General features: G+C 65.9%; 18 protein-coding genes. 10 read left to right on the top strand and 8 right to left on the bottom strand.

The window, feature by feature from the left end; translation table 11 throughout:
• Positions 1-18: 18 nt before the first annotated feature.
• From BLV47_RS19235 to BLV47_RS19190, 10 genes are all read left to right on the top strand, one after another.
• Positions 19-1,242, top strand: a complete 1,224-nt coding sequence (locus tag BLV47_RS19235; RefSeq protein ID WP_092316204.1) for an MFS transporter — start codon at positions 19-21, stop codon at positions 1,240-1,242.
• Positions 1,243-1,244: 2 nt separating this feature from the next.
• Positions 1,245-2,069, top strand: a complete 825-nt coding sequence (locus tag BLV47_RS19230) for a hypothetical protein (RefSeq protein WP_092316202.1) — start codon at positions 1,245-1,247, stop codon at positions 2,067-2,069.
• A gap of 101 nt (positions 2,070-2,170) precedes the next feature.
• The gene (locus BLV47_RS19225; protein ID WP_092316200.1) at positions 2,171-3,406 is read left to right on the top strand and encodes an MFS transporter; all 1,236 of its coding nucleotides are present in this window, start codon (positions 2,171-2,173) and stop codon (positions 3,404-3,406) included.
• A 271-nt stretch (positions 3,407-3,677) separates the two neighbouring features.
• A complete protein-coding gene (locus BLV47_RS19220) occupies positions 3,678-4,907 on the top strand; it encodes a pyridoxal phosphate-dependent aminotransferase (RefSeq protein ID WP_092316198.1) in 1,230 nt (409 codons plus the stop codon).
• Positions 4,908-5,026: 119 nt separating this feature from the next.
• Positions 5,027-5,857 carry a hypothetical protein gene (locus BLV47_RS19215; protein ID WP_092316196.1) on the top strand — a complete coding sequence of 277 codons (831 nt, stop codon included), beginning with the start codon at positions 5,027-5,029 and terminating at the stop codon, positions 5,855-5,857.
• A gap of 87 nt (positions 5,858-5,944) precedes the next feature.
• Positions 5,945-7,330: a class II fumarate hydratase gene (fumC, locus tag BLV47_RS19210; RefSeq protein ID WP_092316194.1), complete on the top strand. Its 1,386-nt coding sequence runs from the start codon at positions 5,945-5,947 to the stop codon at positions 7,328-7,330.
• Positions 7,331-7,387: 57 nt separating this feature from the next.
• Positions 7,388-8,278 carry a phosphoenolpyruvate mutase gene (gene aepX, locus BLV47_RS19205; protein WP_092316192.1) on the top strand — a complete coding sequence of 297 codons (891 nt, stop codon included), beginning with the start codon at positions 7,388-7,390 and terminating at the stop codon, positions 8,276-8,278.
• A gap of 532 nt (positions 8,279-8,810) precedes the next feature.
• Complete coding sequence (locus BLV47_RS19200; RefSeq protein ID WP_092316190.1) at positions 8,811-9,422, top strand: TetR/AcrR family transcriptional regulator; 612 nt, start codon at positions 8,811-8,813, stop codon at positions 9,420-9,422.
• A 125-nt stretch (positions 9,423-9,547) separates the two neighbouring features.
• Positions 9,548-10,774 (top strand): efflux RND transporter periplasmic adaptor subunit, encoded by a 1,227-nt coding sequence (locus tag BLV47_RS19195; RefSeq protein WP_092316188.1) that lies wholly within the window; start codon positions 9,548-9,550, stop codon positions 10,772-10,774.
• The gene (locus tag BLV47_RS19190; RefSeq protein ID WP_092316186.1) at positions 10,771-13,872 is read left to right on the top strand and encodes an efflux RND transporter permease subunit; all 3,102 of its coding nucleotides are present in this window, start codon (positions 10,771-10,773) and stop codon (positions 13,870-13,872) included. Before BLV47_RS19195 ends, BLV47_RS19190 begins: the two co-directional genes overlap by 4 nt.
• 238 nt (positions 13,873-14,110) lie before the next feature.
• Here BLV47_RS19190 and BLV47_RS19185 read toward each other — a convergent pair whose 3' ends face one another.
• The 8 genes from BLV47_RS19185 to BLV47_RS19150 form a co-directional block, all read right to left on the bottom strand.
• Positions 14,111-14,911 (bottom strand): helix-turn-helix transcriptional regulator, encoded by an 801-nt coding sequence (locus BLV47_RS19185; protein WP_092316184.1) that lies wholly within the window; start codon positions 14,909-14,911, stop codon positions 14,111-14,113.
• A gap of 539 nt (positions 14,912-15,450) precedes the next feature.
• Complete coding sequence (locus tag BLV47_RS19180) at positions 15,451-16,227, bottom strand: helix-turn-helix transcriptional regulator (protein WP_092316182.1); 777 nt, start codon at positions 16,225-16,227, stop codon at positions 15,451-15,453.
• A 224-nt stretch (positions 16,228-16,451) separates the two neighbouring features.
• Positions 16,452-16,865 carry a VOC family protein gene (locus BLV47_RS19175; RefSeq protein ID WP_092316180.1) on the bottom strand — a complete coding sequence of 138 codons (414 nt, stop codon included), beginning with the start codon at positions 16,863-16,865 and terminating at the stop codon, positions 16,452-16,454.
• Positions 16,866-17,032: 167 nt separating this feature from the next.
• Entirely contained in the window at positions 17,033-18,499 is a 1,467-nt protein-coding gene (locus BLV47_RS19170; protein WP_092316178.1) for a GDL motif peptide-associated radical SAM/SPASM maturase, read from the bottom strand.
• Positions 18,500-18,634: 135 nt separating this feature from the next.
• The gene (locus BLV47_RS19165) at positions 18,635-19,240 is read right to left on the bottom strand and encodes a DUF1842 domain-containing protein (protein WP_092316176.1); all 606 of its coding nucleotides are present in this window, start codon (positions 19,238-19,240) and stop codon (positions 18,635-18,637) included.
• A 52-nt stretch (positions 19,241-19,292) separates the two neighbouring features.
• Positions 19,293-19,928 carry a DUF1842 domain-containing protein gene (locus BLV47_RS19160; RefSeq protein WP_092316174.1) on the bottom strand — a complete coding sequence of 212 codons (636 nt, stop codon included), beginning with the start codon at positions 19,926-19,928 and terminating at the stop codon, positions 19,293-19,295.
• A gap of 36 nt (positions 19,929-19,964) precedes the next feature.
• Positions 19,965-20,153 (bottom strand): DUF1843 domain-containing protein, encoded by a 189-nt coding sequence (locus tag BLV47_RS19155; protein WP_092316172.1) that lies wholly within the window; start codon positions 20,151-20,153, stop codon positions 19,965-19,967.
• Between the two features lie 526 nt (positions 20,154-20,679).
• On the bottom strand, positions 20,680-21,300 hold the full coding sequence (locus BLV47_RS19150; protein WP_092316170.1) for an HAD family hydrolase: 621 nt from the start codon (positions 21,298-21,300) through the stop codon (positions 20,680-20,682).
• Position 21,301 lies beyond the last annotated feature (1 nt).

Raw genomic sequence — 21,301 nt, 5'->3', positions numbered from 1 at the left:
CAGAAAACGAGAGGTTTCATGAACCCGCGCCAGCATTGTGCTCGCATTGCCCTGTTTTTGTGTGGCTGTGCGGCTTTTCTCAACCTGTATGCAACCCAGGGCATTCTCCAGGAGTTCTCCCAGAGCTTTGCGGTGAGCATCAGGGAGGCCGGCTGGAGCATTACCGTGACCACCCTCGCGGTGGCCATCACCGCGCCCTTCGTCAGTCGTTTCACCGGCCGCTTCCCGCAGCGTTCGGTGATGGTCCTGGCGTCCCTGTTGCTGGCGCTGCCGGCGTTGCTCGCAGCCTGTGCCGGCAGCTTTGCCCAGTTGCTGTTCTGGCGCTTCGTCGAAGGCATGCTGATCCCGGTGGTGTTCGCCACCAGCGTGGCCTACATCGGTGATCGCTTCAGTGGCGGCACCGTCACCGAAGTCACCAGCCTGTATGTGGCCGGCACCGTGCTGGGCGGCTTCGCCGGACGTTTTGTCACCGGCTTCATGACCGAATACGTCGGCTGGCGCGAGGCCTTTGCCTTGTTAGCGGGCCTGAGCCTGCTGATCGGCGTGGCCATTCACTACCTGCTGCCGGCCAATCCGGCGCCGGTTGCCAGAAGCCGGCCGAGCCGCCTGGGCGCCCTGCGCGAACTGTGCCGCCGGCCGTTGCTGGCGGCCTACGGCGTGGGCTTCTGCGTACTGTTCTCGCAAGTGGCCACCTTCACCTATGCCGGGCTTTACCTCAGCCTGCCACCGTTCGACCTGGGCGCCGCGGCCCTGGGGGCGATCTACAGCGTGTTCCTCCTGGCGCTGGTGGTGATTCCGATTGCCGGGCGCCTGAGCAAGTCCCGACCCCAGGCCGAGCTGCTGGTCGCCGCGGCCCTGCTCGGGGTCAGCGGTTCGGCCCTGACCCTGTTGCCCTCGCTGTGGCTGATCGTGCTGGGCCTGGCCCTGAGTTCCACCGGGGTGTTCCTGGCCCAGGCCGCGGCTAACGCCTTCACCACCGCCACCGCTGGCCACAACAAGGCCGGCGCGGTGGGCCTGTACCTGACGTTCTATTACCTGGGAGGCAGTTTCGGCGCCGTGATCCCGGCCTTGCTCTGGAGTCGCTGGGGCTGGCAGGGCTGCGTGGCGTTGATCGTGGTCTTCCAGTTGCTGTCGCTGTTGATCGCGTGGGGCGGCTGGAAGCCCCTCAAACCCGAAACGCCAGCCGCCATTGGGCCGCTGAACCCGCTTGATTCATCATCCAACAAGGAATACGTGAGGTGACCATGAATAACGTACTGACCCGGCAGAGCGAATTGCTGAAGATCGTCGAACCTGTGTTGAACGACATGCCGGCCAGTGTCTTGAAGCATGCGCTGTTCGAAGCCTTCTGGAGCGAGGAAAACGCTCTGCTGGACATCGAGAATGCTTTCGAGAAGCTCACCTCGCGCCGCCACGAACCGGCGGTGCTGCGCAAGTTCTTCGCCAGCTGGTCGAAGACCAACAACTCCGCCACCAGCGTCTCCGGCCTGGCCAATCGCATCACCTTGCTGGCCCGTTCCGAGCAGGGTTCGCAAGCCGCCGAGGGCCTCTATCGGGCCTGCGGCAGCCTGCAGCGGATCACCGACGAAGACCTGGGCGCGCTGGGCAACACCCTGCACTCGGACCTGTTCTACAACATGGCCACGCCCATCTGTGGCGACGATCGGTGGCTGCTCAAGGAAAACTGCCTGCCTTCGGCCCAGGCGTTCAAGGACTGGACCGACTTCCGCCGCCTGCGCGACCGGGACCTGCTGCAAGGCCTGCTGACCACTCTGGTCCACGAGGTCTATACCCACGGCGAGGTGGAGTACATCCATCCGCTGTACAAGCAGTGGTTCGTCCGCGACATGGGCGTGCCGGCGGAAAAGGCCCGCACCACTGTGGCCTGGGTCACCGTCCACACTGGCGGCACCGAGAGCAACCACTTCGCCCATGCGGTGGCAGCGGTCAACGAGTTCGTCGAGGCCATGCAGGTGCAGGTCGACCCGCAGGCCGCGCGGGAAATCTTCGCCGAATACCTGCAGCGCAAGGCGCGGGTGATGCGCGACTGCGCCCAGGCACTGCGCTGAGGGGGCGCCGGCCCGGCCCCGCAAGCGGGGTTGTGGCCGGCTCCGGCTTGCCTATCCTGTGACTGACCCGCTTCCTTTCCCACCTCGCAACCTGGCCGACAATGAATGATCTGAAACACAGCGCCTCCCTGGAGGCCGCGCCAATGAGCGATGCCAGCGTGCGTCGTCGCTCCCTGTTCGCCGGTTGCAGCGCCCATGCGGTGCATGACGGCCTGACCGACGTGATCTATGTGCTGCTGCCGATCTGGCAGGCGCAGTTCGCCATGAGCTATGCCCAGATCGGCCTGCTGCGTGGGGTCTATTCCGGAATGATGGCCGGCTTCCAGTTGCTGGCCAGTCGCGCCGCCCGGCGCTGGGGGCGCGAGCGCCTGCTGGTGGGTGGCACCGCTCTGGCCGGGCTAGCCTACCTGCTGGCGGGGCAGGCCGCAGGCCTGGGCATGCTGCTGCTGGCACTGCTGCTCGGTGGCCTGGGGGCCAGTACCCAGCACCCGCTGGCCTCCTCGCTGATCACCGATACCCATGAAGCCGGTGGCGGGGTCAAGGAGGCCCTGTCCCAGTACAACTTCGCCGGGGATATCGGCAAGACCCTGGTCCCGGGCCTGGTGGGCCTGTTGCTGACCCTGATCAGCTGGCGCGCCAGCGTCACCCTGATCGGTCTTCTGGGGCTGGCCGCCGCGCTGCTGCTGTGGTGGCTGATTCCCTCCCGGGCCAGCACCCTGGCCATCAGCGAGAAAGCGCCCAAGACGGTCAAGGGCCAGGGCTCGGCCAGCGGGATGCGCGCGCTGATCCTCACCGGCACCCTGGACAGCGCGGTGCGCATGGGCTTTCTGACCTTCCTGCCGTTCCTGCTCAAGGCCAAGGGCGCCGGCACCGCCGGTATCGGCCTGGCCTTGACCCTGCTGTTCGTCGGCGGTGCCTTCGGCAAGTTGCTGTGCGGTTACCTCGGCGCGCGCATCGGCATGATGAAAACCGTGTGGATCACCGAGTTCACCACCGCCAGCCTGATCGTGCTGGCGGTGTTCCTGCCCTATGGCGGGCTGATGCTGATGTTGCCGCTGCTGGGCCTGGCCCTGAACGGCACGTCCTCGGTGCTGTATGGCGCGGTGCCGGACCTGGCCGGCGCCGGCAAGCGCGAACAGGCGTTCTCGCTGTTCTACACCGGCACCATCGGCGGTGGGGCCCTGGCTCCGGTGCTGTTCGGCGGCCTGGGGGATGTCACCGGGATACCCCTGGCGGTGATGGCCCTGTCCGCCACGCTGCTGCTGACGCTGCCCCTGTCCTGGTACGTGCAACGGGGCATGGACGCCGACGCGAGATCCGTTTCCAGCGCCTCCTGAACCCGCTGTCGCGCCAGAAAACATCAGGCCCGGGGCTGTTCTGCCCGGGCCTGATGCGTTCTGCGTAAGGGCGCGTGGCAGGGGCCTCGCAGCCATCAGATATTTCTTACTTTTGCAGTATCAATCACGACGCAATCGGTATTGGCCGGTGTTTGCGACTGTCATCAGAATGTAAGAAGACCTGGCTGGGGGCCTTGGCCGGGTTGGCTGCGCAAGGTGTTTTCCCGACTCCGGGGCGCCTTGCTTCCAGATCGTTTTCGCAGGTAACAACATGAATAAAAGCGAAGCCACTGCAAGCCGCTTGTCTTTGTCCAACCGTGCCCTGGGCCTCAGCGCGCCGGGCACATCCAGCATGCGCAGCAAAGCCAACGCCCTGAAGGAAAGCGGGGTCAAGGTGATCAATTTCGCCGCCGGTGAACTGTCCTTCGATGCCTGCCAGGACATGCGTACCGGGGCCATCGAAGCCATTGAGAACGCACGCAATCGCTACACCCCGCCCATCGGCCTGCCGGCCCTGCGGGAGAAGCTCGCCCAGCGGGTCAGCCAGCGCACCGGCGTGACCTTCGCCGCCAATGAAGTGGCGGTCACCGCCGGGGCCAAGCAGGCCCTGTACAACGCCTGCATGGTGCTGCTCAACCCCGGTGACGAGGTGATAGTGCCGAGCCCGTACTGGGAAACCTTTCCCACCCAGATCCGTCTGGCGGGCGCCACCCCGGTACTGGTGCCGACCCGCGACGACGACTACCGGCTGACCCTGGAAGCGGTGCAGGGGGCGCTGAGCGAACGCACGCGGATGATCGTCATCAACACCCCGAACAACCCCACCGGCACCGTCTATCAGCGGCAGCAACTGCTGGCGATCGCCCAGCTGGCCTTCGAGCGCGGGCTGTGGGTGATGTTCGACGAGTGCTATCGCGGCCTGGTGCGCGAACCCCACGAACACCACAACATCCTGGCGCTGTTCCCGGCGCTCAAGGCCCAGACCGTGCTGATCGACTCGTTCTCCAAGAGCCAGGCGGTGACTGGCTGGCGGGTCGGCTACGCCTGCGCCCCGGCGCCGGTGATCGCGGCCATGCACAACCTTCAGGGCCACACCACCTCCAACCCCAGCAGCCTGTCGCAATACGCCGCGCTCAATACCTTGAATGCCGACTCGACGCAGTTCGCCGACCAGGTCAATCCGTTCCTGCAGCGCCAACTGCACGCCGCGCGCACCTACCTGGATCGTCTGGAAGGCATCCGCTATGCGCCGCCGGAGGGAGCGTTCTACCTGTACATCGACATCGCTTCGCGCCTGGGCGGCTACTACCGCGGCCAGCCGATCCGCGACGTCGACCACCTCGCCGACCTGCTGCTGACCGAGGCACACATTGCCGTGGTCCCCGGCTCCGGTTGTGGCGACCCTCACTGCATCCGCATTTCCTACGCCGTCGAGTACCAGGAACTGATCGAAGGCCTGAGCCGCTTCGCCCAGTTCATGTCGGCGATCGTCATGGATTAGCGCCGCCGTCACCCGCATCTGCCACCGCGTTATCGCGCTTCCCGAGCCCGTCCAGAGGCCCGGGGCGGCGACGCCTGGCTTGTTGTCCGTGAACCCAAGAGTCAATACAGGAGAGAAACATGGAGAGTTCCCGCGAGGCGTTCATCGGCTATGTGCATCAGGCACTGGTGGATGTCGAGGACCGCAATCTGGTGGAAGCCCTGCTTACCGGCTTTGAAAACAACCCCGGCCTGTTGGACGGTTATTGCCTGACCTACCAGCGCATGACCTCCCGCCCGTGGTCCGAGGATTCGCTGTGCACCTTCTTCTGCGGCTGGCGCAGCCCCGACGGCGCCGCCCATGCGGTGTCGAGCATCATCGTGCGGTTGCTGCAGGAATCCGCGGAGCTGCCCGGCGACGACAACCAGCTCAAGCTGCTGGCGGCGGCCCGGCATTGCGGCGAGATCATCGTCGAGGACGTCGGCCTCGGTGAAATGCACGGCCATCCCCACCATTCCAAGCTCTACCAGCGCATGGCCTCGGCCATCTGCGGCTCGGACAACTGGCGCCTGCAGGACAAGTACCTGAACCCCATCACCAAGGAGTTCTCCACCTGGGTCGGGGCGAAGCGCCCGCTGGCGCCGAACCTGGTGGAAGCCCTGGAGATGATGGCCCTGACCGAGCTGTTCAATACCGGCGAATACAACCTGATGACCCCGCTGTGGAAGAACTGGCTGCGCGAGTCCTGCGGGTATCCGGCGGGGGAGGCCAACCGCATCGCCGGCTTCCTCAGCGTTCACTGCGGCGCCGTCGAGGCCCGGCACTTCCGCCACGCCACCGAGGCCCTGCGGCTCTATACCCAGGCCACCGGCCAGCAGATCGACTACCGGCGCATCGCCGCGCTGTCCGACGAGTACGTGGTGCGGGCCTGCGCGCACCTGGAAAAAATGGCTTCCGTACTCAAGGAGTAGGGCGCCCGTGCACCCCGCCGGGCAGGGCGCCTGCCCGGCAACCCTGAACTGATCGCGCTTTGCGCCAACCACTGGAGCACCTTGAACATGCGTCATGAATCCGACTCGATGGGGACCATCGCTGTACCGTCCAACCGCTACTGGGGCGCTCAGACCGAGCGCTCCATCCACAACTTCCCCATCGGCCGTGCGCGCTTCCAGTGGGGCGCGCCGATGATCCGCTCCCTGGGCATCCTGAAGAAGGCCGCGGCCCTGGCCAACCTCAAGCTTGGCGAGCTGCCGCAAGCCATCGCCCAGCCCATCGTCAAGGCCGCGGACGAAGTCATCAGCGGGCAACTGGACGAACACTTCCCGCTGGTGGTGTTCCAGACCGGCTCCGGCACCCAGTCCAACATGAACGCCAACGAAGTGATCGCCAACCGGGCGATCGAGATGCTCGGCGGCGAGCTGGGCAGCAAGCAACCCATCCACCCCAATGACCATGTCAACCGCGGGCAGTCGTCCAACGACACCTTTCCCACGGCCATGTACATGGTGGTGGTCAGCGAGATCCACGAAACCCTGCTGCCGGGCGTGTCGCTCCTGCGCGACACCCTGGCCGACAAGGCCGAGCAGTTTGCCGACGTGGTCAAGGTCGGCCGCACCCACCTGCAGGACGCCACCCCGATCACCCTCGGCCAGGAGATCGGCGGCTGGGTCGAGCAGATCGACTACGCCCTGGGCGCTATCCAGCTCAACCTCGACGGCCTCTACGACCTGGCCATCGGCGGCACGGCGGTGGGCACCGGACTCAATTCCCATCCGCAGTTCGGCGACGAATGCGCCAGGGTCATCGCCGAGCTCACCGGCTACCCGTTCAGGTCGTGCAGCAACAAGTTCTTCGCCCTCTCGGCCCATGACGCGCTGGTCAACACCTCGGCGGCGATCCGCACCCTGGCCATGGCCCTGATGAAGATCGCCAACGATGTGCGCTGGCTGGCCAGCGGCCCGCGCTGCGGCATCGGCGAGATCGATATTCCCGAGAACGAGCCGGGCTCCTCGATCATGCCGGGCAAGGTCAACCCGACCCAGTGCGAGGCGCTGACCATGGTCTGCACCCAGGTCTTCGGCAACGACGCCTGCGTGGCCTTCGCCGGCAGCCAGGGCAACTTCCAGCTCAACGTCTACAAGCCGGTGATGGTGCACAACGTGCTGGAAAGCATCACCTTGCTGGCCGAATCCTGCCGCGCCTTCAACGACCACTGCGCGCTGGGCATCGAGCCGAACCGGGCGCGGATCGAGGCCAACATCGAGAAGAACCTGATGCTGGTGACCGCCCTCAACCGCCACATCGGCTACGACAAGGCGGCCATCATCGCCAAGACCGCCCACCAGCAGGGCAAGTCCCTGCGGGAAGTGGCGCAACAGCTGGGCTACGTCTCGGCCGCGGATTTCGACCGGTACGTGGTGGCCCTGGACATGACCCACCCCTGAGGCGGCCCGGCCGCCGCGACCCCGGAGTTCCCCAACCACAAGAGGCGTGTGAATCCCATGCAGGACGCTGATATTCGCCGAACCAACCTCAGCCAGTTGCTGCGCCGCAAGCGCTGTCTGCGGGTGCTTGAAGCCCACAGCCCGATCTCCGCGCTGCTGGCCGAACAATCCCGGCTGGAGCGCGGGGCCGGGCCCAGCCTGAGCTACGACGCCATCTGGTCCAGCTCCCTGACCGACTCGACCCACAAGGGCCTGCCGGACATCGAGATCCTCTCGCCGAGCAACCGCTTGCACGGCATTCGCGAGATCTTCGATGTCTGCTCGCTGCCGATGATTTTCGACGGCGACACCGGCGGCAAGGCCGAGCATTTCGCGATCCACGTGAAGATGCTCGATCGGGCCGGGGTGTCGGCCGTGGTCATCGAGGACAAGTGCGGGCTGAAGAAGAACTCGCTGTTCGGCAACGCGGTGAGCCAGCTTCAGGACTCCATCGAGGAGTTCTGCGACAAGATCCGCGTCGGCTGCAGCAGCCGCAGCCACGAGGACCTGCTGATCATCGCCCGCTGTGAAAGCCTGATCCTCGACAAGGGCATGGACGACGCCATCGAGCGCTGCCTGGCCTATGTCGCCGCCGGCGCCGACGGGATCATGATTCACAGCCGGAAAAAGGACGGTCTGGAAATCCTCGAATTCGCCCGGCTGTTCCGCCGCCACTGCCCGCGGGTGCCGCTGATCTGCGTGCCGACCAGCTATGCCCACTTGAGTTTCGACGAGCTGGAAGGGGCCGGCTTCAACGCGGTGATCTACGCCAACCACATGTTGCGCAGTGCCTACATGGCCATGCGCGATGTGGCGGTGGGCATCCTCGAACACGGCCGGACCCTGGAGGTGGAACCCCGTTGCCTGGGCATCGACGAGATTCTCGATCTGGTGCCGGGCACCCGTTGACTGCGCAGTTCTTGGAAATGGCCTGTTTCGTCTTGGTGGGGCAGAGGATTCAGGCGGTTTAGGAATAAGAATTTTCTTACATACGCTGTCTGGACGGATGCCTAGAATGGGCCCCGTTCGCCCGGCCAGGTATCACAGTGAACCGCAACATGGCGGTGCCTGGTCAGGGCGGGCTGCAACACGCGGTACCCGCCCGCCCGGCCTTCGTTGTACTGCCTACTGCCCTTGGCTGGCCGGGTTGGCCCTATCTCCTCATCACGCATTCCCTCCTCAAGCATCTCCCCTCAAGCATTGCTCCCGGCATCCGCCAGGCTTGCGCCTAACCCTGTTCGTTTCCCCTATGCATTCCTGCACTATTTTTCACACAGATTTACAGCTCTCGGAAAACCCTCGCGCTAGCCTGTGATCGCGGCATGTACCGGCACCCGAGCGCGATTACAGCGTCGGCCAGTGAGCGGACTGCGGCCCAATACTAGATCGATCAGTCAGTCTATGAATCGCGCCGGCAAGGCCGGTGGCGCCAGGGTGGGCAATGAGAACGGTAGATCCCTACAAGGTGGAAGCACGGCGCCAGCAGATACTCGGCGCGGCGCTGACCTGCTTCGCCCAGAACGGCTTTCACGCCACCCGTACCGCGCAGATCTGCGCGGCCGCCGGCATGAGTCCGGGCAACCTGTTCCATTACTTTCCCAGCAAGGCGGCGATCATCGCGGCGATTGCCGAGGAAGACTGCAAGGCCATGACGCGCCTGTTCTCCCAGTGGGACACCGCCGAGAACGTCCTGGACGCCGTCGAGCACATCGCCCTGGCGATGATGCAGGCGTCCAGTGATCCGCAGCAGGCGCGAATCAGTATCGAGGTGGCGGCCGAGGCCTCCCGCAACCCGCAGATGAGGGCGTTGTTCGCCGCCAACGATGCGCAGGTCAAGGCAGACCTGGCGGCCTTGCTCCGGCGCGGCATGGCCGCCGGCCAGATCGACCCGCACCTGGACCCGGCGATGGCCGCGGTGTGGCTGGTGGCGCTGACCGAAGGCGCCATCGCCCGGGTGGTGCTGGAGGCGGATTTCCAGGCCCGGGCCCACCAGCCGATGCTGCGCTTGATCATTCGCCGCTTCCTGTGTCCACCGCAGCCCGAGTCTGGTTGAGCGCCACCTTGCAACGGCTCTGTCGGCCGTTGCCCCGCTTGCGTCATGGCGTCTCGGACCGCTTTCAGGTCACGGGGCAGGGTGCCCGCGTTCCGGGCGCAGATGAATCCTTGAGTAGCCGACACATGAACCCGACCGACCCCACTGCCGAGCAATGTCGCAGCCAGCGCTTGCGGCGCCTGGCCAAACATACCCCCAGGTTGTTGCTGGTGACGTTGCTGACCCTGGCGGGCACGCTGCTGGCCCTGTGGTTACCGCAGACCCAACTGCCGGCCAGCCACAGCCAGGAACCACCGCCCGGGCTGAAAGTCAGCAGCGTGCAGGTCCGTACCGGCAGCGTCGGGCAGCGCATCTTCATCAGCGGCACCCTGGTGCCCCAGGAAGAGATTGCCGTCGGCACCGCCCTGCAGGATCAGCGCCTGGCCTCGATCCGGGTGGAGGAGGGCGACCGGGTCAGTGCCGGGCAGGTTCTCGCCGAGCTGGAAACCACCACCCTGGATGCCCAGGTGCAGCAGGCCGAGGCCGCGCTGGAGCGGGCGACGGCGTTGATTCGTCAGCAGCAGGCGTTGAGCGTCGAGGCCCGGACCAGTCACCAGCGTCTGGAACAACTGGGCGGCATCGGCGCCGCCAGCGCCCAGCAAGTGGATCAGCAACGGGCCCAGGCGCATACCACCCAGGCCGCCCTGGCGGCGGCCCGGGCCGAACAGGCCCAGGCCCGGGCGCAACTGGCGGACGTCCGGGCGCAACGCCAGAAGGCCACGCTGCGAGCGCCGGTGGCCGGCGTGGTGTCGGAACGGCATGCCCGGGTTGGCGCCCTCGCCGGCGCCGAGCCGCTGTTCCGGCTGATCCGCGACAACCGTCTGGAGCTGGATGGCGAGGTGACCGAAAGTGCCTTGCGCGCCCTGCAGGTCGGCACCCGGGTGGTGGTCCAGGTGACGGGACTGCCGACCCCGGTGGCAGGCCAGGTGCGCCTGCTGGCGGCGAAAGTCGACCCCGTCAGCCGTCGCGGTCGGGTGCGCATCACCCTGGCGGCCGACCCCGAGCTGCGCGCCGGCAGTTTTGCCAGCAGCAGCCTGGAGCTGCCGGCCCAGAGCCTTGAATTGCCGGCCCAGAGCCTGGTGCTGCCGCAACGGGCGCTGACGTTTGCCAGTGACGAGCAGGCCACGGTGGTGGTGCTGGACCCGGAGGGCAGGGCCAGCCTGCGGCAGATTCGCGTCGGCCGGCGTGATGGCATCCAGGTGCAGGTGCTGTCCGGGCTGGTGGAGGGCGAGCGGGTGGTGGCCCGGGCCTCGGCCTTCGTGCGTGACGGCGACCAGGTCCGGCCAGCCGACGACGAGGAGCTGGAACCATGAGCCTGCGCCTTTCCTCCTGGGCGATCCGCCGGCCGATTCCGACCCTGGTGCTGTTCCTGGTGCTCAGCGTGGGCGGCTGGTTGTCCTTCCTGCAGTTGCCGATCAACGCCAACCCGCGGGTCGAGTTCCCGGTGATCACTGTGCTGATATCCCAGGTCGGCGCCGCGCCCACCGAGCTCGAACACTCGGTGACCCTGCGGGTGGAACGCGCGGTGTCGGGCCTGGCCGGCATCCGTCATATCACCTCGACGGTGGCCGACGGCATTTCGGTGACCACCGTGGAGTTCCAGCTCGGAACCGATCCCGGGCGCGCCGCCAACGACATTCGCGATGCCATCGCGCTGATCCGCGCCGACCTGCCGCAGACCATCGAGGAGCCGATGATCACCCGCATCGACGTCGAGGGCGGGGCCATCCTCAACTACGCCGTGAAGGGCAGCGCGCGAAGCCTGGTGGAGCTGTCCTGGTTCGTCGACGACCAGCTCGGCCGCGAACTGCTGGCGGTACCCGGGGTGCAGAAAGTGCAGCGCCTGGGCGGGGTCGAGCGCGAGGTCAAGGTCGAGCTCATGGCCGAGCGCCTGCAAGCCCTGGGCATTACCGCCGAGCAGGTCAACGGACAACTGGTGCAGAGCAACATCAATGTGCCCGGCGGGCGGACTCAGCTGGCCAGCCGCGAACAGTCGATCCGCACCCTGGGCAGCGCGCTCACGGTGCAGGCCCTGAGCGATACCCCGATAGCCCTGGGCGAGGGGCGCTGGGCGCGCCTGGGGGAGTTGGCCAGGGTCCACGACGGCGCCAGCCAGGCCCGTTCCCTGGCGCGCCTGGACGGCGAGGAAGTGGTGGGCTTCGCGGTGTTCCGCGCCAAGGGCTCCAGCGACACCCGGGTCGCGGCCGGGGTCGAAACGGTCATCCAGCGCCTGCAGCAACAGCACCCGGAGCTGGAGATCCGCCAGATCTCGTCCTCGGTGGACTACACCCTGGCCAGCTACGACGCGGCGCTCATGACCCTGGTCGAAGGTGCGCTGCTGACCGTCCTGGTGGTCCTGGTGTTCCTCAGGAGCTGGCGTGCCACCCTGGTGGCCGCCATTGCCCTGCCGCTGTCGATCCTGCCGACCTTCGCCGTCATGGCCGGATTCGGTTATTCGCTGAACAGCATCACCCTGCTGGCCCTGACCCTGGTGATCGGCATCCTGGTGGACGATGCCATCGTCGAGATCGAGAACATCGAACGGCATCTGGACCAGGGCAAGCGTCCCTACCAGGCGGCCATCGATGCCAGCGACGCCATCGGCTTTGCCGTGGTGGCGATCACCGCGACCCTGGTCGCGGTGTTCCTGCCGGTGAGTTTCATCGGTGGCTTCATCGGCCAGTACTTCACCCCGTTTGGCATCACCGTCTCGGCAGCGGTACTGGCGTCGCTGCTGGTGGCGCGCCTGGTCACCCCGTTGCTCGCCGCCTACCTGCTCAAGCCCAAGACCTCGGGCCATGGCCCGCGGCCGGTGGCGCCCGGTGGCCTGCTGGGGCGCTACCTGAAACTGCTGGAGTGGGCGCTGCAACACCGGCGCCAGAGCCTGGGGCTGGCCGGGCTGTTCCTCGTCGGCTCGTTCGCCCTGGTGCCGCTCCTGCCCTCGGGATTCATGCCGGTGAATGATCTGAGCCTGTCGCGCATCGACGTCTCGCTGCCGCCCGGCACGCCCCTGGCGCAGACCGACAAGGCGCTGGCCGACATGGCCCGGCAGATTCGCCAGCGCCCCGAGGTGCTCTCGGTGTTCGTCACCGCCGGCGGCGAGGACGCCTCCGGAGCCACGGACGTGGCCAGCGGCCAGTTGCTCGTGCGCTTGCTCCCGGCGGACCAGCGCGAGCTCGGCCAGAAGGCCTTCGAACAGTCCCTGCGGCCGCTGCTCAACGGCTTTGCCGACCTGCGCTACGCCTTCCGTGGCGAAACCGCGGCGCGGGATCTCTCGATCATCCTGGTGGGCCCCGACGGGGCGGCGCTGAGCCAGGCGGCCCATGCCGTGCAGCGCGACATGCGGGCGATTCAAGGCATCGCCAACGTCCAGGTCAACGAGCCGCTGCCGCGTCCGGAACTGCTGATCCAGCCGCGGGCGGACGAAGCGGCGCGGGCCGGGGTCAGTGCCCAGGCCATCGGCAGCGTGGCGCGGATCGCCACCGTGGGCGAGATCAACGCCGGTTCCGCGCGCTTCAATTTCCCTGACCGCCAGGTGCCGATCCGGGTGCTGCTGCCGGCCATCGAGCAGGGCGACCTGAATGCCCTGGGCAACCTCGGCGTCAGCACGGACCGGGGCACGGTGCTGCCCCTCAGCGCGGTGGCGGATATCGGCTATGGCAGCGGGCCGGCGCGGATCGAGCGCTTCGCGAGGCTGCGCCGGGTGTCGGTGGATGCCGATCTGGCCGGGCTGACCCTGGGCGCGGCCCTGGACGCCGTCGGCCAGCTGCCGGCGCTGCAGCAGCTGCCCGACGGCGTGCGCAACGTCGAGTACGGCGATGCCGAATACATGAATGAGATGTTCGACAAATTCAGCATGGTCATGGGGCTGGGCATCATGATGGTGTTCGCCGTGCTGGTGCTGCTGTTTCGCGATTTCCTGCAACCCTTGACCATCCTCACCGCGCTGCCGCTGTCGGTCGGTGGGGCGCTTGGCGGGTTGTTGCTGTATGGCGCCGCGATCGACTTGCCGGTGGTCATCGGCTTGCTGATGCTGATGGGCATCGTCACCAAGAACTCGATCCTGATGGTGGAGTTCACCCTTGAGAAGCGCCGCCTCGGCGTACCCCGGCAGCAGGCCCTGATCCAGTCGGGGGCCGAGCGCGCGCGGCCGATCGTGATGACCACCATCGCCATGGTCGCCGGCATGCTCCCGGCGGCACTCGGCAGCGGCGCCGATGCCGGGTTCCGCGCGCCGATGGCGGTGGCGGTGATCGGCGGGCTGATCACCTCGACCCTGCTGAGCCTGGTGCTGGTGCCGGTGGTCTTCAGTTGCATGGACGACCTCAGGCAATGGCTGGCGCCGCGCCTGGCGCGGCTGACCTCGGTCACCGCGCAGGACCGCGCGCAAGCGCAGCCACAAAAGCCATGAGGCGCGCTCTGCGGCAATCGGCCCGACGGCAACCCGGTGGGCAGCGACGCGCCCACCGGCAGGTCAGGTTGTTCGGATCCTGGGCATCTGGCGCTGGTGCGGGCCTGGGCCACGTCCAGCGCCGACACTTTGCCGGCGCTGCCGTTGCGCATGCTCTGTTCGTCCGCCGCCAGGGTCCGTGGGGAGCTACGCATTGATCAGCTTCGTGACAGCAGATCCTGATGCGGACGGGGCGACTTCAGGCGCCGACCATCCACTTGGCCAATCCGTGACGACCGCTAACCCCGAGCTTGGCGGCGGCGCGCTTGAGATAGGTTTCCACGGAGCTGTTCTTGACGCTCAGGCGCTGGGCCATTTCCGGCACGGTGCCGCCAGTGAGCAGCCCCAGGCACACCTCTTTTTCCCGAGCCGAGAGGCTGATGTCGCCCAGCGACAGACGCTCGTCGAACTCCCGTTGCAACGGATTCTGCTGCGTCGCAGCGACGGGCCTGGCACTCCAGCTGCACAGGTTCTTCAGGGCCTGTTGCCGGTGCAGTTGAGCGTGGCGCTCCAGCAGCGGCAGCAGGGTTTGCGACAGGCTCTTGAGGAACGACAGCTCGGAGAGGGAAAAGCCGCCCTGCTCGGCGTCGCGGTAGAGGCCGATGACACAGCGGCGATTGGCTTTGCGCGAGACCAAGTGGCATTGATGTGCGGTGGTGCGGGAGTGGCCACTGCGGGCCTGGGCATTCATTTGAATCAGCAGCGAGTCGTCCATTTCCAGCATCTTGTGCAGCAGCGGGTCATGACGTCGCGGCGGCTCCGGCAGCGGCAGATCCTTCTGCAGCCCGGCACGCCCCAACAGGGTAATGGACAGGGAACTGGCCTGGCGCTCGTCCAGGGTCCATTCACTGAGCACCAGATGGCCCGCCGGCACTCGCTTGTCCACCAGTTGCAGCATCTCGCTGGCGAACTGTGGGTGGCCGGTGTGGGAAATCAATTGTCCCAGTTCGAAGTAGAAGTGCGGCATTTCCATGTTCGCAATACTGCTGGTCAGACTCATATCCTTAATCATCCTTGATTGAGACAAATCGCTGATCTAAGCGCGCTTGCCACGCTGTGCGTGGCAGATTCCCGATGAACCTGAACCGCTCTTCGGAGCTGAATTTAAGCCTATGGCTTTGCCCGGCGTCTGTAGGGGGAAACGGGGACAGGCAAGCCATGCCAGAGCCTTGTCCAGGTATTGCGCCAAGCCTCTGCAACAACCCTTTGGCGCCAGCCGGCGGGGTTTTCGGCGGGTTCGCGCGGGCCCGGGTGGCTCGTCCGGGGCAAGGGGGCGAAGACCCACGCCAGGCCATGAGCGTCGTCGACGGATAGCCAATTTCCTACAGCTGAATCAGCCGATCCGCAAGGCGTGCCAGGGTGACTCGCCGCTGTACACCATCGGTGGCTATGCGGTGCTCAAGGGGCCGTTCCGGCCCGGGCTGATGCAGCGCGCCTGCAGTCGATCGACGCGTTGGCCCGGGACTGATCCGCGCCCGGACAACCCCGCCGGCGCTGGGGCCGGCAGGGTCGGGTCAGCGGGTCAGGACCGGTGGCGGATCAGGCCGGTGCACCATCGTTGCTGCCCGGCGCGTCTTCCTGGGGCGAGTACATCCAGCGCAGCAGCGAGTGGCGGCCACTGATCCCGAGCTTGATGGCGGCGCGCTTCAGGTAGCTCTCCACGGTATTGACCTTGAGCTTGAGCTGCTCGGCCAGCTGCGGCGCGGTACGCCCGGCCAGCAGCCCGACACAGACCTCCAGCTCGCGGTTGGACAGGTGCAGCCCGGACTGCTCCAGGCGCTCGGCAAAACGCAGGCGCAGGGTCGTCAGGCCCTCGATGGCGGCACCGTTCTGCTCGGCGCTGTCGCCGTGGGGCTGCAGGGCGCTGATGTGCTTTTCCACCATGGGCAGCAGCAGCGGCGAGATGTCTTCCAGCAACAGCCGCTCCTGGGGGGAGAAGCTCTGGGCCTGGCTGCTGCGGTACACCGAGAGCACGTAGTGGTACGAGTCCTTGCGGCCGGTCAGGTGCAGTTGCGCCGGATTCAGGTTGCCGCGTTGGCGATGCAGCAGCGGGCCCTGGACCGGCTGCTCGGGCTGCTCGGGAAAAGCGGCGCACAGCAGCGGATCGTTACTGGCATGAAGCGGATGGCGGGTCTGCATGAGGGGCTTGCCGGGTCTGTCGGCGCCCGCCTGCGGGTCGGCCCGCAGTTGGGTGATATGGGTGGCGTCTACAGCCAGTTGGGTGAGTATCAGGTCGTGCAGCATGCGCGGAAAACTGCGGCTTCCGGTGCTGGCGATGACCTTGCCAATGTGTGGAAACAGTATTTGTGAGTTCATCATTTCATCCATGAATGAGGAGGTGTGGAAGGGCTGCCTTATAGCAACGAGTTTGGATAGCGGTTGATTTAGCTCCTGTTTACGCTGAGCGACGAAGGGTCGCCTCGTATCCTAGTACAGGGTGCTGATGGCTGTTTGATGAAGTGCGCAAAATCTTTCACAGCAGGCGTGGCGGTGGGTGCCGCAGGGCACGGCACCCGAGGAGTGGGACGCAGTGGGCCGGGCTATTGGCGCTTCTCGCAGTTGACCATCCATGGCACGCCAAAACGGTCTACCAGCATGCCGAAGCGCTCGGCCCAGAAGGTGGCTTCCAGTGGCATCTGCACCTTGCCTTCCTCGGCGAGGGCGGCGAACACCCGTTCGGCTTCGGCAGGATTGTCGATGTTCAACGAGATCGAACAGCCGTGGATGCCCAGGTAGGGCCGTTCCGGGGTAGTGTCCGAGCCCATCAGCCACTGGTCACCGACGCTCAGGCGGGTGTGCATGATGCGTTCGTGGCAGTCGGCGCTGATGTGCTCGCGAGCCGGGCTTTCGCCGAAGGTCATCATCATTTCCAGGGTGCCGTTCAGGCATTTTGCATAGAAGGTGAAGGCGGCCTTGCAGTCGCCGTTGAACACCAGGTAGGGATTTACTTTCATGCTGTGCTCCAGTCGCAGGGGGCGCGCGGGCCTGTGGACGAACTTCTTTAGCAAAGCCCTTATCCGCCTGGTTCGGAGGTTTTTTATAGATGGTTTTTCGATGCTTGCCCGGGCTGCTATAACCGCCGCCGCGCCAGGATCGGGCGCGGCGGCGGGACTGGCGGCGATTACAGGCGCGGCTGCTCCGGGGGCAGGCCCAGCAACTGGTGCAGGGTGTTGATCAGGGCCTGCTGGCGCAGCCGGTCCTCCTGGTGCCGGGCTTCGGCGGCGGCGACATCGGCGTGGCAGTGCGGGCAGGTGCTCTCGACGGCGTGGATGTACTCCAGGCAATTGCGACACAGGGCCAGGCGCGGCGGGATGCGGCCTTCGGCGGGGGAGGCCAGGCCCTGATTGACCCAGGCCAGCTTGATCACCTGACCGCTGTCGCTGACGCTGGCCACGGCTTCGCCGGTGTCGATGCGCTCGGTGATCAGGTCGAAGCGGCCCACGGAGAAGGGCGCCGGGCCCGCATCTTCGAGCTTGACGATGCGCTCGCGCAGGCCCTTTTTCTGCAGGTCCAGGGCCCGGTAGTGGCAATAGGGGTTGTTCCCCGGCTTGCCCAGCAGCGAGTGCGAAGTCCAGGTGCAGCCGCCGCGACAGACGTCGTTGTAGTAGCAGCTGCGGCAATAGCCCCATAGGTCGTCCACCGAGCGCAGGCGGCCGAAATGAATGCCTTCGCTGTAGTGCCAGATGTCGTGCAGGCTCATGTTGCGTACGTTGCCGCCGGAGAAGCCCACGGTGGCCAGGGACGGGCAGCCCTTGACCGTGCCGTCGGCCTCCAGGGCCAGCACCGTCTGCCCGGCGGCGCAGCCGGTCCAGTGCACCCGGTCGTCGCCGAAGCCGCGCCACATGTGTTCGTAGGGGCCGTAGTAGCCGATGTTGTTGCCGATGTTCATCAGCAGGCCGCGCTCGTTGCCTTCGCGGTACAGGCGTGCCAGCAGCGGCATGACTTCCAGCAGCTGGTAGGGCTGCATCAAGAGTTCGGGGTGATCCACGGCGTTGCCCATGGCCACCGTCAGCTGGATCTGCCAGTGCTTGGCGCCGGCGTCGATGATCAGGTCCATCAGGGCCGGCAGATCGGGCAGGGTGGCGGCGCCGATCTGCGTGTTGACGCTGATCTTCAGCCCGGCCTGCCTGGCCCGGCGCAGCGTGTCCAGGGCCTTGTCGAAGGAGCCCGGCACATTGCGCACCGCGTCGTGCAGCGGCGCCAGACCGTCCAGGGACACGCCGACGCCATCGAGCCCGGCGTCCACCGCGGCCTGCATCTTGGCCGGCGTCAGGTTGCGTCCGCCGGTCTGGATCGCCACGTACATGCCGTGGTCGTGGATGGCCTGGATCAGTCGCGTCCAGTCCTTGCGCAAATAGGCTTCGCCCCCGATCAGGGTGATTTCCCGGGTGCCCAGGGCGGCCAGTGAATCGATCACCGCCAGGCATTCCTCGGTGCTCAGTTCACCGGGGCGCCGGTGCCCGGCGCGGGAACCGCAGTGCAGGCACTTGAGGTCGCAGGCGAGGGTGATTTCCCAGACCACATGCACCGGCACATAGCGCTTGAGGTCGTTTTCGCTGAGGTAGCGGGCGGGGAGACGGTCTGACATGAGAGATCCTTGCGCACCCAGCGGTGCGCGGCAGCAACCCATCGAAACAGGCGCACCTTCCGTGGGTGGCGAGGGCGCGATCGGTTTGGCGCAAGTCGGGGCCGGCCGATGACGGCCGGCCCCGCTGGCCTGGACTCAGCGGCGCTCCAGGCGGCTGATTTCCGCCTGCAGCTGCTGCACCGCCTGGCTCAGGTTTTCACTGTTGGCCAGTTGCTGCTCGCCCTGGGCCACCAGCGCCTTGAGCCGCGCCAGGTCGCCGCTGGTCTGGGCCTCCTGCAGCGCCACCGCGTACAGCGGGTGGGGATGCATATGCGGCAGGCCGATCTGGGCCGTGCGTTCGCTTTGTTTCTGCTCCACCGGTGCCTGGCTCACGGCGGCGTGTTGCACCACATGCCAATGACCCTGGTACTGGTACTTGTAGCTGGCAAAGCCGCTGGCCCAGTCGAGGCCGAGGATGCCCTGCAGATGGAACGTCTCGGCGATCTGGCTGTTGGGACCGCTGGGGTTGCCGGCCAGGCTGAGGATGATATGGCCCTCGCTGGACGGATCGAGCTTGACCTGGGAGTAGTCGCCCCAGACGTCCGCCCGGAACTGCAGCGGTGGCGAGGTGCTCTGGGTGATCCGGGCCACGCCGCTGACTCTTTTCTGCGGGGTGTTGACCAGCAGGTCGAGGGTCAGCACCGGCGCTCCGATCACAGGATTGGCGACGATGATGCGGGTATGGAACAGTCCGATTGTCATGCTGCAACTCCTTATCTGGATAGAAAGCATCAGGTGTGATGGATGGCCTTGATCAGCGGCGTTCCTGCTTCTTGATCTCGGCCTTGGCTGCATCCAGCGCGGTGCGGATCAGCGGTAGCTGCTCCAGTTGCTGGGTGGCCACCCGATGCAGGCTCTTCATCTGGGCCAGATCGCCGCTGGCGATGGCGCCGTGGATCGGTCCGCCGTACAACGCGGCGCTGGTGCTGTTCACGGCGCTGTACTGGCCCGAGAGCTCTGGCGTCGACAGGGAGCTGGACTGCACCGACTCCTGCAGGCGGGCCGGCACCTGATTGACCGAAACCCAGTCGTGGCCGTTGAAGTACTGGTAGTTGGCGATGCCTTCCTTCCAGTTTTCGCCGACTACCAGGTGCAGCTTGAAGGTGATGATGGAATTGGAGCCGGGGCCGCCCTGATTGCCCTGGGCGGTGATGAGGATCTTGCTGGCGCTGGGGGGCATGACCGTGAGGTAGGTGTACTGACCCCAGACATCGCTGTGCAGGTTCAGGGGCGGGTTGACCGCCTGGGTGATGGTCGAACCGCCGCGCACACTTTGGTCGGGGGTGTAGACCAGCAGGTTGAGGATCAGACTGGGCGCCCCGTCCTGAGCAGTACCGATGCGATAGCTCAGGGGGAACAGACCTTCGGCTTGGGAATTGGAACCGGACATATGCTTTGCCTCCATTCAATGACGGGGAAACAGCGATCAGTGCTGCTCCAGCCGGGCGACTTCCCTGGCCAGTTGTTCGTAGGCGTTTTTCAGATCTTTGGGTTCGTCGCCCTTCTGATTGCGCTTGGCCAGCAGGGCTTTCATCTGGGGTAGCTTGCCTTCGGCGATTGCCGACTGGATCGCTACCCCATAGGGAACAACCGTGTGTTGCGAGGTGGGGCTCATGGTGTGTGCCTTCCGTGGGGTTTAGGGGGGCTGCGGTACTTGGCAGCCTTTGCAGTTAAGCAGCGCGGATGGAAATAGCCGGGTAATGGCACATTGATTTTGTGGGTTTCCGACAGGTGGATTCACAGGGGTAAGGGATTGATTTTGTGGAAATTCCAAAGGGCGATATGCAGGGGGCAGGTGATTGCGGATGGCGATAGTAGGGGGGATTTGGAGGGAGGGTTGGGGGCCTATCCGGCCCGGCAAAAAGGAACTCAAAACGCTTGCCCCTCCATAGGGCCTGCTGGAAAGGGGCCGGAAGATCAAGATCAGAAGCCAAGCGTTACGCGCTGTTCGTAGGAGCCGGCTTGCCGGCGAAGAGGCCCGCGAGGCATGCAGCGCTTGGGTGGACGCCTTCGCTGGCAAGCCAGCTCCTACCGGGGAGGCGTTCGCTCAATGCATCCTCAGGCCGGCATGTCGCTGTCAGAGCGAAACCCTAAGTGGCCATGACCGCAGCAATGGATATGTACCCCATCTCCCCAGCCCCTCAAACCACCCCCAACTCCCCCAACTGCCTCCGCGTCTCCCCCGCGGCCACATGATGAATCGCCCGCCAGCCCAGCGCCCTGGCCGCGACGATATTCGGCGCATGGTCATCGATGAACACCAGCTCCTCAGGCGCCACTCCCGGCAAATGCGCGCGAATCCGTCCCAGGGTGGTGTGGTAGATCTCGGCATCCGGCTTGATCTGCCGTTCCTGCCCCGACACCACGATGTCGCGAAATTTCTGCAAGAACGGGTAGTGCTCCCAGGCATAGGGAAAGGTTTCCTGGGACCAGTTGGTCAAGCCGAACAGCGGCACCTGCGCCTGGTGCAGTTCCTCCAGCAGGGCCACGCCTTCGTCCAGTGGCCCCTTGAGCATCTCCGGCCAGCGCCCGTAATAGGCCTCGATCAACGGCGCATGCTCGGGATACTCTGCCACCAGGCTGCGGGTGGCTTCGGCCAGGGGCCGGCCGGCGTCTTGCAGGGTGTTCCAGGCCTGGGTACAGACGGTGTCGAGGAACCACTGGCGACGCTCATCGTCGGTGATCAGTTGGCGGTACAGGTGATGCGGGCTCCAGTCGAACAGCACGCCACCAAAATCGAAAACCACGGCACGAATCGTCATC

Origin of the sequence: Pseudomonas saponiphila (assembly GCF_900105185.1) — a bacterium.
GTDB lineage: Bacteria > Pseudomonadota > Gammaproteobacteria > Pseudomonadales > Pseudomonadaceae > Aquipseudomonas > Aquipseudomonas saponiphila.
Note: the sequence above shows the minus strand (reverse complement) of the source record. Positions and strands in the feature narration are given on the sequence as shown.